A 13509-nucleotide genomic window follows, 5' to 3' on the forward strand; every position below is an offset into this window, starting at 1 on the left:
GAGCATTTTCGACTAGCATTCATATTTATCAATAAAAACAGGAAAGGCCATCGCCTTTCCTGTTTTTATTATGCACAATGTTCATCGAAAGCTTCTTTTATATCCATCATGATGTCATTGATATCGCGACCTTCGATGTGCTCACGCGGGATGAAATGAACGAGTGAGTCACCTTTGAACAGCGCCATGGAAGGACTAGAAGGCGCCTGCCCCACATACTCGCGCATGCGTTCTGTCGCTTCTTTGTCCTGCCCTGCAAACACAGTCGCTCTTTTGTCAGGTCCAACTGGATTTTGTTCTGCGACAGTGACTGCAGCCGGTCTTGCTAACCCAGCAGCACATCCACATACGCTATTGATAACGATGAATGCAGTCTCTTCTTTGCCAATATTGGACATGAACTGATCAACGTCTTCAGCAGTCGTAAGATCCGCAAAAGACCTTTGAGTTAATTCATCACGCATCGGCTGTGCAATTTCTTTCATATATGCTTCGTATGGATTCATACTATCGCTTCCTTTCCTGTATTTGTTTCCAGACGCTGCCAAGCGCAGCATCCCCTTGTTCGATTCTGGCTATGGCCATCTCGATTTGTAATCTGACGTCATACTGTGGATCATTCTTGTACGCCTTCAAATACGGCAGACTGTTTTCGTCTCCGACTTCGTAGATGAACATTGCAGCGCGCCAGCGGACAATTGCACTTTTATCACCGAGTAGCGGGTACATGTCTTCAAGTCCTTCTTCGTATCCGAGATCGCTATACGCATCCCCTGCTGTCCGTCTCACAGGCACCGAAGGGTCCTCTAGGGCCTGCTTTAAGTACGACAGCGTCTTCTTCTCCTCGATCATCGCAAGCAAGCTGACTGCTTCTCTTCTTACTTGCATCTTATCATCCGATAGTGCTAATGAAAGTAGTTCGTAGTCTTCAGCAGTCGGTGTCTCCATATGATTGAGCAACCATAGACGATCTTTCCAATCCTTCTTAGACTTGTAGTCCTCTGTAGACCACTTATAGTACCGTTTGGGCTCGGGAGTGGATTTGCCTTTTGCTTCCTCAATAAGACGATTCAGACTTTCCGGATCATGCAGCGCCTCGATTTCTTCGGAGACTTCGTTGAAAACCTCATCAGGAGCGCCATATCTAATGCCATAGTCAACCCATTTCCTCAGCAGAAGGATGTTGTCCTCTGGCAGTGTGGCTGATGATACAGCTTCCATAAAGCGCTCAGGAAGTTGCTGCCTGTGTTCTTCGCCATCATTCAGCTTAATCTGATAAGGTATATCCTTAAAAGTCAAGACTTCGGTTGAGACAGCACCAAAATCATCATCTAATTGAGGTTTTTTTTTACATCCTGATCTTCAGAGTTGAATGTCTTTTCTATTTCCGGTATCAGAGTATCCCAGTCGGCTTTTGGTGACTTGTCGACTGAAATGAAATTAAGTGCGTGGAACACGCTTGTTACATCTTCAAGCTCAAGCACTTTGTTAATGAATTCCGGTGCCTCGCTGGAAACTTCACGATACGTGGATGATTTCATTTCCTGCTTTTCTTCACTTACTGTGATTTTCATTGTATTTGGGCTTGGTGTTGGTTCAATTTTAATGATTTCCATGTGAGTCCTCCTATTGCAGTTCGTTTCCGTGTGATCGTATGGCGATGCCGACCGAACACTCGTGAATGCAGAAATTATGTGCAGCCGTCTTGCTGCCATCTGCGCGGTTGAGTTCTTTCAGAAGGCAACCTTGGCAGTATTTTTCTTCAAGGGCATTAATCTTATCCAGTACTTCGATATTCACTTTTCAACCTCCTTAGGTGATTATACCGAATTTTAACGTATAAAAAAAGACTGATCTCGGTAGGTCAGCCTTCCTTATGTTTATAAAGTAATTCCTTTGCACGTTCATCAGCTTGTCGGTTTTTGCCTCTCGGTGTCCAGCTGATCAGAAAGAGATCAAATTTTTTTAGATCAGCAGAGATGCTGTCAAAATATTTTCTGAAGACTGGATGCTTTACGTGGTTTTTATCAAAGCTATCGGCTATGATTTTTGAATCGGTATAGACAATAAGAGAAGTAATCGAGTGTTCGATCGCTTTCTCCACAGCGAATTCTAATGTAGCCCATTCGGCTTCGTGGTTGTCCATCTCTCCTAGAAACTTGGTAAATTCGTGATTCATCCCGTCATCTTTGAATACGACTGCACCAGCAGCCATTTTCGGCTGCATGGACGCAGCTGCATCTATATAAGCACGTGTCATGCACTCACCTCCTATAGATCCAAAGTTCCGACAAACTTGCTGCTGATTGCGAGGTCATGATCATCAAGTATAGCTTGAAGTTCAGTTTTTGAAATGCTGAGCACACTATTTTGCTCTATATGTCTAAAATCGACCGGTACATCGGTGATGATGCGCGCTAGTCTCTGAGAAATCTTGAGCGACTCAATATCACTTTCTATCTTGTTACGGATAGATGGTGTCAATGTGTCAAGCTGTGTAAGGATATGCTCAACACTTCCAAACTCGCGGATCAGTTTGAATGCAGTCTTTTCTCCAATACCTTTGACCCCTTTGTAACCATCGCTTGCATCCCCCATCAGTGCCTTGACATCAATGAATTGCTCTGGAGTTATACCATGCTCCGCTTCAAACCGGGATTTTGTATATTGGTCATATACTGTATAACCTTTCTTCGTCAACCACAGTTCGTTGTGATCGTCGAGCAATTGTAGGAGGTCCTTATCTCCGCTAACGATGACGATATTATCATACTCTTTGGATAATGTACCGATAATATCGTCGGCTTCATATCCTTTCATTCCAATCTGGAACATGCCAAGGGCATCAAGTACCTCTTTGACATGATCAAACTGTGGGATGAGTTCATCCGGCGGTGCCACTCTATCTTTCTTATAGTCTGCATACCAGTCATTCCTGACCGTCTTTGCCCCCATATCCCAAGTGATGACCAGGTGCTCTGGTCTTAGCGTCTCCACAAGCTTCAGAACATGCCGGACGACGCCTTGGACACCATTGGTCGGCCTATTATACGCATTATACATGAACTGCTGCCGAAAACTGGTCGCATAGAAATGACGGAAGAGCAGTGCCATGCCATCTACTACAAGTATATTGTTATTCATTCAGAGATAGAATCCTTTCATTCAGTGGGGCGTCCCCACTTTCGATACTATTTTCATCGTCTGTTATCCATTCTGAGAAGCTGCCCCCGTACAAACGCACCGGAAGTCCCATTTCACCGAGGACTAAAAACGGCGGTGTGGCACTCATACCGGAACCGCAATATACGATAATTTCCTTATAGCTGTCGAGGAAATGGCGCATATGGTTACATGCACCGAAGTTTATTCTTCCACCTCTGAAGAAATTGCCATATGGGATATTCACAGCACCAGGAATATGGCCCATTTTTAAATCAATGGGTTCTTCGATCCCAAGGTACCGCGGTCTGCTTCTAACATCAATTAAAAGAACATCTTCGTCTTGAATAGCTCTTTTCACATCCTCCATAAGCACAAGCAACCCGACTTCGACGTCGGTATAGTCTCCAGTCCGGGTAAAATCTGCTTCGGGCAGTTCGGGTATCGTTCCGCCGACTGATGCCGTCAGCATGTTAAGCTGCTCGAGCGAATCATTCCATAACAAAGCATCTAAACCATACAGTCTGAATAGATAATATAGGCGCGTATGGAAGAACTGTTGTTCCCCGTCGAATAAGACCGGCATCTGCATTGATGACTTTGACAATGCCTCATGGAGTGTCTTGACGACACTTTTAACCGGTATCGGGTGTCTCCCCCGATTGAGCCCCTCCCGATCGAACATCCAAGGGTACTGTGGAATATGTACAGTGCCAGCTACCGGAAACTCAGCTACCTTATCCACTGACCCAGTTAAATCATCCATGACATTGCGGCAATCCACCAAGGTGAGCGTGTTGAAATCATGTTCGGCTACGGTTGTTCTATCTATAATAGTCATGTAGTAACTCCTTCCAAGTGACTTATTGCCTCAGCAAGGGTTATGTCCGCCTCGTGGTCTGCCTGACTGATTTCAGGCAGTGGCTCTGACAGTGCCTGTCTGACAGCAACGAGTTGATCTCCCATACGCTCATCCACTGTTTTTAGATAGTCATCGATCATATGGACCATTTCGTCTTTCATTTTTGTATCATCGATAGAGTTGATAATAGCTTCAGAAAGCTCAAGAAGCAAACTACGGAAATCCTTCATTCTGTTTTTAACACGTGCAAGCGGCTTTTCATACTGGATAAGCTGCGATGCATCGATTTCGATACTTGGCTGTGCATATTCACCGTAGCTGGTATCGACACGCTGAGCTGTTTGCGTTTCCTTAAGACCTTCGTTCAGTTGCCCAACCATCTGATCGATCTCTCGTTGTGCTTTATGATAGATGGCATTGAAACTTGTTGCTGTTTCAAGTCCAAGATGGTGATTGATGGTGTTTACAAGATAAGCCTGGTTATCGGATATAAAGCGTGCATCATTCATGTCAGATGGAGAAATCAGACCTTTTAACTGGTCGTAGAGTTTCAATGTCAGCTGCTTCTTTGTATGAGATAGGATGATATCAAGCTCCTGGTGAAGTGTCGGTGCAGTAGCAGTTGCTGTAAAACCATCAATTGCCTCAATTGAACGGCTTCTTGCTGCCTCGATCTCCGCCTGCATTTTATGCTGGTCGTGGTATCGTTGTTTGTTACCCTCAACAGTGCGCTGTAGTTGCCTAGCCGTCTCTTGCATAGACTGGTACTGCATGTACGACGCGTTATGACTGGCAATTGAAACAATCTGATCTTTTGCAGTGTCAAATCTTGCGTCTCCGGGCCCAAGGGCCTGTCTGCTTGATACCGGAAATATTCTGTGGGAGATTTCAAGCTTTTCCAGTGAAGTTTGAATATACCCGAGTACTTTAGTGAGGTCTTCCTCAGACTGCATTAAATCAACGGCGTTGACAATGAAGAGAATCGGGAAATCAGGCCCTTTGATCGATTTGATATACTGCAAGAAGCGTTCGTCGGATTTGCTGAATACATGGTTGTAGTAGGACACATAGATGATCATGTCACTACCGGCAATAGTACTATTTGTCTCTTTAGTGTGACGGTCATTGATGGAATTGATGCCCGGAGAATCAATTATTGTGAATCTGTCTGTAAATGCAGTATCGATAGATAGGAACGCCTTATGGATGAATATTGCTTCCTCATCCGTGCTGATCATGTCAATGAGGCCTGCAGTTTCCATCACAATGTCCTTTCCGAGGTGGGCACTATGTGTATCATAGTGGGAGAGGATACCATCGATAAATGGAATGTGGGCTTCGCTCACCTTGCGCCGGTTCTGTTTTACCCAAGGCAGGAAATCCTGGACTGTGCTACCCTCTTTGTTTGAGATCACCTTAAGCGATTGTACAAGGTCCGCTTCTGTTTTAAATAGTGCGTGGCTCTCTGTGCCGCCTGAAATTTCAGTGATGGTGGCAGTCGTCGGGTTCGGGCTTGTAGTTAAATGCACACCGCCCAACAGTGCATTGACAAATGTCGTCTTTCCGGCACTGAATCCACCGAAAACGCTGATATTGACTTCTCCCTTTTCAATCCGCTCAAGCTTCTCCATTATTATATTGCGATACGCGTCGTATCTTGGGTATTTTGTCAATATTTCAACAAGCTTACGGTAGTAGGCGGTATCCATCTCATCTGACGGAGTATCGGTCGCATTGTCCCGATGATTGGGGGTCTTTGGGCGCACTTCTCCGAAGTCTTTACTGATGGCCTCCGTCATATCCAGCTTCTCCATTTCATCATCTAAGTGGATGTAGAAGTGCCTGTAGTTTTGTGTCTGGATTGATTGGATAAGTTCGAATACTCGCTTTAGCGACGTGTAGCTTTCAAGTGTACTAGTGAGCTCAAGGGATCCAGCAGTCTGCGTCTGCATTTCAATTTCAAGTTCCGCCATATGCTCCATCGCGAGTTTAGTGATATCTGACCCTATCGCCCGCTTCAACTTGTCCAAATAGTTCGAGATATATGCGGACGACAATGCCGTGATACCTTCTTCTATGAGTAGGTCCGCCTTCCAAGTGTACTTGAAAGGCGCACCACGCAGACGGAGCGTGTCGAATAGTGAATTGATTGGTGCATTGATCTCTGTTTGGAGTACCGGGCCAATCTCATCCCCGATTTGTTGCTTGTATGATTCAACGAGCGCCTGTGCCTTCTTCTTCTTACCGAACAGACCACCGGGCTGTATCTCCCCTGCTCTTGCTCTCAAGTAGTCTTCTATCGCTGTTTTAACCTGATGTGGATAGAGATAGCTGTTCGTAACGATGTCCTTTAAGGCCGACTGGACGTGCGTGCGGAGTGCCGCTTCGTCTTCATGCATGCGGGAGAGAGCATTGTTGCCGAGCGCGTTATCGAGATAGGTGATTTGTTCATCCACTGCTTCCATTGTCGGTGATGTAGTAAGCTCGAGTGTTGTCTCTATATCGTATGCAATGTCCTCTAGGTACTGTAGCTGTCTGTACTCGATATTGTGTATGATACGATCATGGTAGCGCTCCTGATAGGCAGGTCGGTCTGCTTCTATACTTACAATCTCCTGGCAAACCTGCTCCACTTCGTTATGGCTAGTTTCATAAATCGAAGTAGTAAAAATATGGGCAGGTGCTACATTCCAGTGCCCGAGTGTCTTTTTGATCCGCGACATGAAAGTCTCCATCAAGAGTTCCGCATCATCGTGCTTGTCAATCTGGTTGATGATTAAAGAAAAAGGAATCTCTAGTTCCGAGATTTCCTTGAGGAGCTTCATGTTGTGCTCACTCTCCACATGGTTGTATTCGACGGTAAAGAAGATGTAATCACTATTTAAGAGAAAGCGGTTAGCACTTTCTTCGTGACTGCGTGTATTAGAATCAACCCCCGGGGTATCCTGGAATACCGTACGATCACTGAATTGTGGATGAGATACATTCATCGAGATGGATGTGATGTCAAGGTCCCTAGTATTGAGGTTTCTGAGTTCTGCGTAGCTTGCGAGTGGGATATACCTGTACTGGTCGACAAAAGCCTGTATCTCTTGTTCCGTTCCAATTTCGACTGAAACGGTATTGCTTGTGGTGGGTACGGGGGAAGATGGCAGGATATCTTGGTCGAGCAAATGATTGATCAAGCTCGATTTACCCGCTGAATAGTGGCCGATAAATGAAAATACGAGCTGATCTTTATAAGTCTTCATAATGGCATGGTCGATCTGTGAAACAAGTACATCATTATCGGACTTCAGTATCTCTTTTTTCAGTTTATATAATGTATCGAGTGTCCCTGTCGCTGCCACTTGGTCATTCCTCCCGCTTTCCCCAGTATTGGAAGTAGGTTGTTTCGATATAGCCATTAAAGAGCTTGCGTCGTTTAGTCGCTTTCTTGTTTACGATATGCTCGAACATTTTGTTTGAAGTCATCAGATAGAGACTGAGTGAAGGGTGCGCGCGCATGAGTTCGCCGAGTGTGCGATACATTTCTTCCACTGCCTTTGCTTCACCGATACGTTCACCATAAGGTGGATTGGTAACGATCTGGACATTTCCCTCGGTAATCTCAAGATCATGAACATCAAGCACCTTGAACTCGATGTTATCGAGTAGGCCAACTTCCATGGCATTGTCTCTGGCAATCCGGATCATTTCGGGATCATTGTCGGAGGCATATATCTTCACATCACGGTCATAGTGTGCCGCTTCTTCGAGTTCCATACGCACGCGGATCCAGTCGGCTTCCGGGATGATATCCCATTTCTCAGCATCAAACGTTCGGTTGGATCCCGGTGCGATATTCAGTGCCATCATCGCTGCTTCAATAGCGATAGTGCCTGAACCTGTAAATGGGTCAATGAGTGGACTTGTGCCATCATAATTGGCAAGACCAAGCATTGTCGCAGCAAGCGTCTCCTTAATTGGTGCCTCACCCTGAGCAGTACGGTAGCCCCGCTTGTGCAGAGCATCTCCACTGGTGTCTATCGTCAGTACAGCACGATCTTTCAGGATTTGGATATCCACCTTATAGCGTGGTCCTGTCTCGGGGAGTTTACTTTTAATGCTGAACGCCTCCTTCAAATGTTCGACAATCGCCTTTTTGACGATACGCTGCACGTCCGGCACGCTGTAGAGTGTGGACTTATGGGAGCGACCCGTCACCGGGAATTCGGCGGATGGACCGAGAATGTCGGACCATGGCAGTGCTTTGGTCTTCTCGAACAGTTCATCGAAAGTGAGTACATCGAAGTCACCGATGATGATACGGATCCGGTCGGCGGTGCGCATCATCAAGTTTGTCCGGATGATTGCCATCTCATCGCCCTCAAAATAGACCCGTCCATTCTCAAGACGTGTTTCATAGCCGAGTGCCTCTATCTCATTTGCAACGACACGCTCGATGCCCATCGGTGTATTTGCCAGCAGTTTGAATTGCATCAAAAAACCCTCTCTTTTATGGAAGTTTATATGTAGTTCAAATTCATTATAAAATAAAAGCTCTCCATTCGTAATGGAGAGCGTAGCTAGTCCGGTATCTCTATAAGCCATGTTCTGTACCGCTGTGCTAGGACGTGTACTAGTTACACTCGCACATTGGTGATAATCATCTGTCTATACTACACTGTAGTATCCTTCCGCTGGTTGAATTCCCATTGGAAAGTGCTCCTACCAAATTTGGATTGCTCACTCGAGGGGTTTACCGCGTTCCACCTTCTATATTTCTACAGAAGCTACGTCACTGTGGCACTTTTATAGTTACTGGATCCATATGCTTGGCACTTAGGACCGGTCACAGCCGTCAGCCGTTATAAAACGTACTGCCTTGACTTATTTCTTCGTCAAGCACGAACACTACGATCATCTCAGAATCGTGTGAGCATGGACTTTCCTCTATGCACATGGTGCATAGCGATTATCCGAGATACCGCGTCAAATCAATTTACTTTGGACTGACCAAATACTTTCTTTTCCAGGTTGCTGAGTCTCTTCAAAATGTCTATCTGGTGGTTCTGTGTCTGATTGTCGACCGATCTCGACTTCGTGGCGACACGGATCCTAAGTTCCTCTACTTCTTTTTTCAAACGTGCATTCTCATCCTCAAGCCGTTTTAGACTGTTGTTCATGTCAGCCATTTTTTGATAGTCGCTGATTACATCATCTAGGAAACTATCTACTTCTATCGGCTTGAAGCCCCTGACAGACTTCTCAAATTCTTTCTCGAATATATCTTTTGCTGATAATTTCAATGTATATTCGCTCATTCTTTCACCTCTCATAAGCGGAATCTATGAAAGCATTGATTTCGTCAAATTGTATTCTTTCAATATTATACGGATTATTCATCTGGAATTCAAGCATTTGATCATATATGAAGCGCGTTTTTGCCGGCACCTCGTCATCATAGATGACAAGTGCCTGATCCGAGTGCTCAATGAGAAACTGGCTGATGATTCTGAACATTTTCGGGGATTTATACTCCCGGTCATAGACAAACCGGTGGAAATCACTTTCCTCCAAAATATGCTGGAGCTTCGCCTGATCTTCTTCTTTGTACCTGTCATTAAACTTATGGAATGGTTTTAATACGCAGAATTTGAAACCATAGGCTTCCCGCAGTTCAATCATCGCCTCAGCAGCATAGAATTCGATCCCTGTAAACCCTTGGAGGATGAACCATTCAGTACCGGTCTCAGCATAAGCGCGCACTTTCTCTCTCATGAAGTCCTTCAGGACCTCAACTTCTTTTTGTGTCTCCTTAAATATGCCGAGCTCGTAGGGACGATAGCCTGTCACGAGCGTCTTCATTCGATCAGCCCTTCCCGTTCTACGTGCGCGAGCCACATATTGATGAACTTATACTTCTCTTTGTAGAGTTTGACACTGAAACGTTTTTCATGGCAGGCCATCAGCAGTTCCATAAACTCCTCGACCATCTTTTGACGTGTTACGGGATTGAATCTGAAATCTGTATCGATGGTGCCAATCTGTGCCACACGTTCTTTGTTTTCATCGAGAAACGGTGAGATTTCAGTAGTGAAGTCGAATTGATAGCCGTCTTTGGCCATATGATATCTGCGGTCGACCGCATCAAGCAGATCACGCAGTTCTTTAAAAGATGCATTTCTTGACAAAAATGCCACACTCCCTATAATTATCAATGGTTTAATTCCACCATTATATTGTATAATATTATATTATCATCATACAGAATAATGAAAGGCGATGCATATGAAATATCCGAAGGGCATCAAATCACAGGCGAAGCGCCCAGCTAAAAGCGGCCGCTCATTTGATGGTGGTATTAAATACGGCCAAAGAGGCATGACACTTGAGAAGGATTTGGATCAGACAAACCAGTACTATTTGGAAAGCGGTCGCGCTGTAATACATAAGAAGCCGACCCCTGTCCAAATCGTCAACGTCGACTATCCTTCCAGAAATAAAGCTAAAATTGATGAAGCATATTTCAAGGTCCCCTCCACCAGTGACTATAACGGTGTCTACAGAGGAAGGTATATAGATTTTGAAGCAAAAGAAACACGGAATGACCAGCGGTTCCCCTTCATCAATATACACGCACATCAGGTCAATCACATGAAACAGTGTCATGAACAGGGTGGCGTGGTGTTCATCATCATCCGGTTCTCATTGTACGACGAATCTTATCTGATGCCGATTGAACATTTCCTACCCTTTTGGGATCTTTTCCAGGAGGGTGGCAGGAAATCCATCAGATATCAGGATATAAAAGCATCGGCCCTACTGCTGAAACAAGGGATGAACCCGAGAATCAGCTATTTGGACGCAGTCGACGAATTTTATTTCGAGAATGGAGAATAGTGTATGGAACAGAACTATAAACGAAGTGCGAAAAAGTCTTCCCGTAAAAGCAGTACATCCGCAAAGAAGAAAGGTGCGCGCCGTTCCAGAGCATCACTCATTAAACGTATCGTACTGTGGGTGGTCCTCATCGGTCTTGTGATGCTTGTGGTAGGTTCATTCTTGTTTGCATTCTACGCATCACGGGCGCCCGCCTTCAGCGAAGAAAAACTGCAAGACCCGATTCCCGCACGAATCTACGATATGAATGACGAACTGGTTACAACCTTGTATGAAGGACAGGAGCGGCAGCTCATCGATATAGAGGATACGCCGACTCACGTGACGGACGCGGTGCTTGCTGTTGAGGACAATCGTTTCTATGATCACGGCGCCATCGATTTTGTAAGGCTCGGCGGCGCAGTGCTCAATAACATCACAGATGGTTTCGGTAGCCAAGGTGCAAGTACAATCACTCAGCAAGTGGTGAAGCGTGTATTTCTGACTGCAGATAAATCATTGGAAAGAAAAGCCCAAGAAGCCTACCTCTCCTACCGATTGGAGCAGGAATACTCGAAGGATGAAATTCTTGAGATGTATATGAATAAGATTTATTATTCGGATGGCATATACGGTATACGAACAGCAGCAGACTACTATTTCGAAAAGGATCTTGAGGATCTGAATTTGGCAGAAACTGCGTATCTCGCAGGACTGCCACAGCTGCCAAATAGATACAATCTTTACGTAGACGCGGAACTCGGTACCAATCGTGCCAGAACAGTGCTTAGCTTGATGCGCCATCATGAACGCATCACCGAGGCCGAATATAACGAAGCAATCGAAACAGATATTACTGCCAACCTGGTTGAGCGCTCCGAGGAGGATCGTGCCTCCAGTGAACCCGATGATCCGGAATATGCGGCATACATCAATGTCGTAAAGCAGGAACTCCAAACGAATGATACATTCAGAAATATGGAAGTCGGCGAAGCGCTTGCCAGCGGTATATCCATCTATACCAATATGGACAGCGGCGTCCAGCGCCAGTTGCAGACGATGGTCGATAACAGAGACTACTACTATAATCCGAAGTTCCAAAGCGAAGATTTCAACATGGCCTCCACCATACTGGATACTGAGACAGGCAACCTCGTGGCGATATCTGGCGGACGAGATTACCGGGAAGTAGTCATGCATAATCAAGCACTGGTTGAAAAGAATGTTGGTTCGACGATGAAACCGTTCCTGGCTTACGGACCGGCCATTGAAAACATGCAGTGGCGGACGGATCATCTGATAGAAGATGAGTACGAATACCAGCCGGATGGCTTTGAGAATACCATCTACAACTATGATGGCCAAGATCACGGTACAGTCACAGCGCGTGATGCTCTGAGACAGAGTCTTAATATACCAGCTGTCAAAACATTTGAAGCAGTAAAAGATGAGGCAGGAGAAGATGCACCAAGAGAGTTTGCCGAAAACGTCGGGCTCGATTACAGTGGGAAAGCAGATGGCGACTATACTTTGTCATTTAATGACGTGCTTGGCGGCTATGAGTCACGCTTTACACCTCTTCAGATGGCTGAAGCCTATGCCACTCTCGGGAATGGCGGCACATATAATGCAGCGCAGTCGATTCGTCATATTGTCACCAATGAAGGCGAAACAATCGAGTTTGAAAACGAAGGTGAAGAAGCTATGGAGGACTATACGGCATACATGCTAACGGATATGCTAAAAGGTACCTTCGAATCGTACGGTAGCGCCGACTATATCCAGATGAACGGATTAAATATTGCCGGCAAGACGGGTACAACCTCTTACAGTAGAGAAGATAGAGAAGAATATGACTTACCGGATAATTCGGCCAAAGATGCTTGGATTGTAGGCTATACCCCAGAATATACAATGAGCCTATGGACTGGTTTTACAGCGACGAAAGCCGGTGGTGAAACTTCGTTTGTTGGGGCAGATGAGCATATCACCCCACAGTGGTTCTTTAGAGATGTTATGCAATCAATCAGCACATATAATGGACAGGACTTTGATCGTCCCGACAGCGTAATAGAAGATAACGGTGCGCTCGCCGTCAGAGGCAGTGAAGATGTCAAGTCGGATGATACTTCTAGAGAAGGATCAAGAAATGCGCAACCAGCACAGACAGTCGAAGCAACAGAAGAACCGTCTGAAGTCACTATCGAACCTGAAGAAACGGCTGAGCAGCCAACTCAGGAAACCGAGACGTCGGAATCCGCCGCTGAGGAAGAAACCGAAGAAGAAACAACCGAGGAACCAAGAACTTCAGAGCCTTCCACAGAAGAGGCAACCGAGGAGCAGACAGTCCAAGAAACGATTGAGGAGACCGTTGAACAGACTACCGAAGAACCAACTGTAGAAAGTAGTTCCGAAGAAACGGTCGAAGAGACTCAGCCGGTCGAGGAACCGACTGAAGAAACCACAGAAGAAATCGATGAAGCATCATAAATAAAAAAGCCATTGGAATCTAGTGTTGACCTGAGACCACTAAAGTTTACAGATGAATAAAATAATTTTTGCTGAGATTCTAATTGATTAGAATCTCAGCTTTTTATGCGGCAATCTTGCGCAATTCGACA

Annotated in this window: 14 protein-coding genes and 1 other RNA gene; 2 read left to right on the forward strand and 13 right to left on the reverse strand. The window is 45.4% G+C overall.

Translation table 11 applies throughout. The annotated features are described in order from the left end of the window. Nucleotides 1-68: 68 nt before the first annotated feature. The 13 genes from ACFOJ8_RS04360 to ACFOJ8_RS04415 form a co-directional block, all read right to left on the reverse strand. Complete coding sequence (locus ACFOJ8_RS04360) at nucleotides 69-506, reverse strand: BrxA/BrxB family bacilliredoxin (RefSeq protein WP_380653792.1); 438 nt, start codon at nucleotides 504-506, stop codon at nucleotides 69-71. Between the two features lies 1 nt (nucleotide 507). Then, nucleotides 508-1299 (reverse strand): virulence factor, encoded by a 792-nt coding sequence (locus tag ACFOJ8_RS04365; RefSeq protein ID WP_449329067.1) that lies wholly within the window; start codon nucleotides 1297-1299, stop codon nucleotides 508-510. A gap of 32 nt (nucleotides 1300-1331) precedes the next feature. Beyond that, nucleotides 1332-1616, reverse strand: coding sequence for a NifU N-terminal domain-containing protein (locus ACFOJ8_RS13295; protein WP_449329068.1), 285 nt, complete (start codon nucleotides 1614-1616; stop codon nucleotides 1332-1334). A 10-nt stretch (nucleotides 1617-1626) separates the two neighbouring features. Then, on the reverse strand, nucleotides 1627-1800 hold the full coding sequence (locus tag ACFOJ8_RS04370) for a zinc-finger domain-containing protein (protein ID WP_145286435.1): 174 nt from the start codon (nucleotides 1798-1800) through the stop codon (nucleotides 1627-1629). 64 nt (nucleotides 1801-1864) lie between these two features. After that, complete coding sequence (locus tag ACFOJ8_RS04375; RefSeq protein ID WP_380653795.1) at nucleotides 1865-2260, reverse strand: ribonuclease HI family protein; 396 nt, start codon at nucleotides 2258-2260, stop codon at nucleotides 1865-1867. Nucleotides 2261-2271: 11 nt separating this feature from the next. Then, a complete protein-coding gene (locus tag ACFOJ8_RS04380; RefSeq protein WP_380653798.1) occupies nucleotides 2272-3144 on the reverse strand; it encodes a 5'-3' exonuclease in 873 nt (290 codons plus the stop codon). Next, nucleotides 3137-4003, reverse strand: coding sequence for a sulfurtransferase (locus tag ACFOJ8_RS04385; RefSeq protein ID WP_380653801.1), 867 nt, complete (start codon nucleotides 4001-4003; stop codon nucleotides 3137-3139). The genes ACFOJ8_RS04380 and ACFOJ8_RS04385 overlap by 8 nt, the downstream gene beginning before the upstream one ends. Beyond that, entirely contained in the window at nucleotides 4000-7374 is a 3375-nt protein-coding gene (locus ACFOJ8_RS04390) for a dynamin family protein (RefSeq protein WP_380653803.1), read from the reverse strand. The genes ACFOJ8_RS04385 and ACFOJ8_RS04390 overlap by 4 nt, the downstream gene beginning before the upstream one ends. Before the next feature lie 4 nt (nucleotides 7375-7378). Then, nucleotides 7379-8506, reverse strand: coding sequence for a THUMP domain-containing class I SAM-dependent RNA methyltransferase (locus ACFOJ8_RS04395; RefSeq protein ID WP_380653806.1), 1128 nt, complete (start codon nucleotides 8504-8506; stop codon nucleotides 7379-7381). A gap of 98 nt (nucleotides 8507-8604) precedes the next feature. Further along, an RNA gene (rnpB, locus tag ACFOJ8_RS04400) (RNase P RNA component class B) lies at nucleotides 8605-8993 on the reverse strand. Between the two features lie 10 nt (nucleotides 8994-9003). After that, nucleotides 9004-9330 (reverse strand): cell division regulator GpsB, encoded by a 327-nt coding sequence (gene gpsB / locus ACFOJ8_RS04405; protein WP_380653809.1) that lies wholly within the window; start codon nucleotides 9328-9330, stop codon nucleotides 9004-9006. A gap of 4 nt (nucleotides 9331-9334) precedes the next feature. Further along, on the reverse strand, nucleotides 9335-9874 hold the full coding sequence (locus ACFOJ8_RS04410; RefSeq protein WP_380653812.1) for an SLOG family protein: 540 nt from the start codon (nucleotides 9872-9874) through the stop codon (nucleotides 9335-9337). Beyond that, nucleotides 9871-10200 carry a DUF1798 family protein gene (locus tag ACFOJ8_RS04415; protein ID WP_380653815.1) on the reverse strand — a complete coding sequence of 110 codons (330 nt, stop codon included), beginning with the start codon at nucleotides 10198-10200 and terminating at the stop codon, nucleotides 9871-9873. The genes ACFOJ8_RS04410 and ACFOJ8_RS04415 overlap by 4 nt, the downstream gene beginning before the upstream one ends. A 97-nt stretch (nucleotides 10201-10297) precedes the next feature. On the opposite strand from ACFOJ8_RS04415, the gene recU reads away from it, so the two are divergent. Together recU and ACFOJ8_RS04425 are read left to right on the forward strand one after the other, a co-directional pair. Continuing rightward, a complete protein-coding gene (gene recU / locus ACFOJ8_RS04420; protein ID WP_380653817.1) occupies nucleotides 10298-10909 on the forward strand; it encodes a Holliday junction resolvase RecU in 612 nt (203 codons plus the stop codon). A 3-nt stretch (nucleotides 10910-10912) separates the two neighbouring features. Continuing rightward, nucleotides 10913-13378: a transglycosylase domain-containing protein gene (locus ACFOJ8_RS04425; protein ID WP_380653820.1), complete on the forward strand. Its 2466-nt coding sequence runs from the start codon at nucleotides 10913-10915 to the stop codon at nucleotides 13376-13378. Nucleotides 13379-13509 lie beyond the last annotated feature (131 nt).

Source organism: Salinicoccus sesuvii, assembly GCF_042648145.1.
Lineage (GTDB): Bacteria > Bacillota > Bacilli > Staphylococcales > Salinicoccaceae > Salinicoccus > Salinicoccus sesuvii.

What these genes read in the sequence shown, in the direction of transcription:
- ACFOJ8_RS04380 (WP_380653798.1), bottom strand. Translation starts at nt 3,144, where the DNA reads ATGAATAACAATATACTTGTAGTAGATGGCATGGCACTGCTCTTCCGT.
- ACFOJ8_RS04395 (WP_380653806.1), bottom strand. Translation starts at nt 8,506, where the DNA reads ATGCAATTCAAACTGCTGGCAAATACACCGATGGGCATCGAGCGTGTC.
- ACFOJ8_RS13295 (WP_449329068.1), bottom strand. Translation starts at nt 1,616, where the DNA reads ATGGAAATCATTAAAATTGAACCAACACCAAGCCCAAATACAATGAAA.
- ACFOJ8_RS04375 (WP_380653795.1), bottom strand. Translation starts at nt 2,260, where the DNA reads ATGACACGTGCTTATATAGATGCAGCTGCGTCCATGCAGCCGAAAATG.
- gpsB (WP_380653809.1), bottom strand. Translation starts at nt 9,330, where the DNA reads ATGAGCGAATATACATTGAAATTATCAGCAAAAGATATATTCGAGAAA.
- ACFOJ8_RS04425 (WP_380653820.1), top strand. Translation starts at nt 10,913, where the DNA reads ATGGAACAGAACTATAAACGAAGTGCGAAAAAGTCTTCCCGTAAAAGC.
- recU (WP_380653817.1), top strand. Translation starts at nt 10,298, where the DNA reads ATGAAATATCCGAAGGGCATCAAATCACAGGCGAAGCGCCCAGCTAAA.
- ACFOJ8_RS04385 (WP_380653801.1), bottom strand. Translation starts at nt 4,003, where the DNA reads ATGACTATTATAGATAGAACAACCGTAGCCGAACATGATTTCAACACG.
- ACFOJ8_RS04360 (WP_380653792.1), bottom strand. Translation starts at nt 506, where the DNA reads ATGAATCCATACGAAGCATATATGAAAGAAATTGCACAGCCGATGCGT.
- ACFOJ8_RS04410 (WP_380653812.1), bottom strand. Translation starts at nt 9,874, where the DNA reads ATGAAGACGCTCGTGACAGGCTATCGTCCCTACGAGCTCGGCATATTT.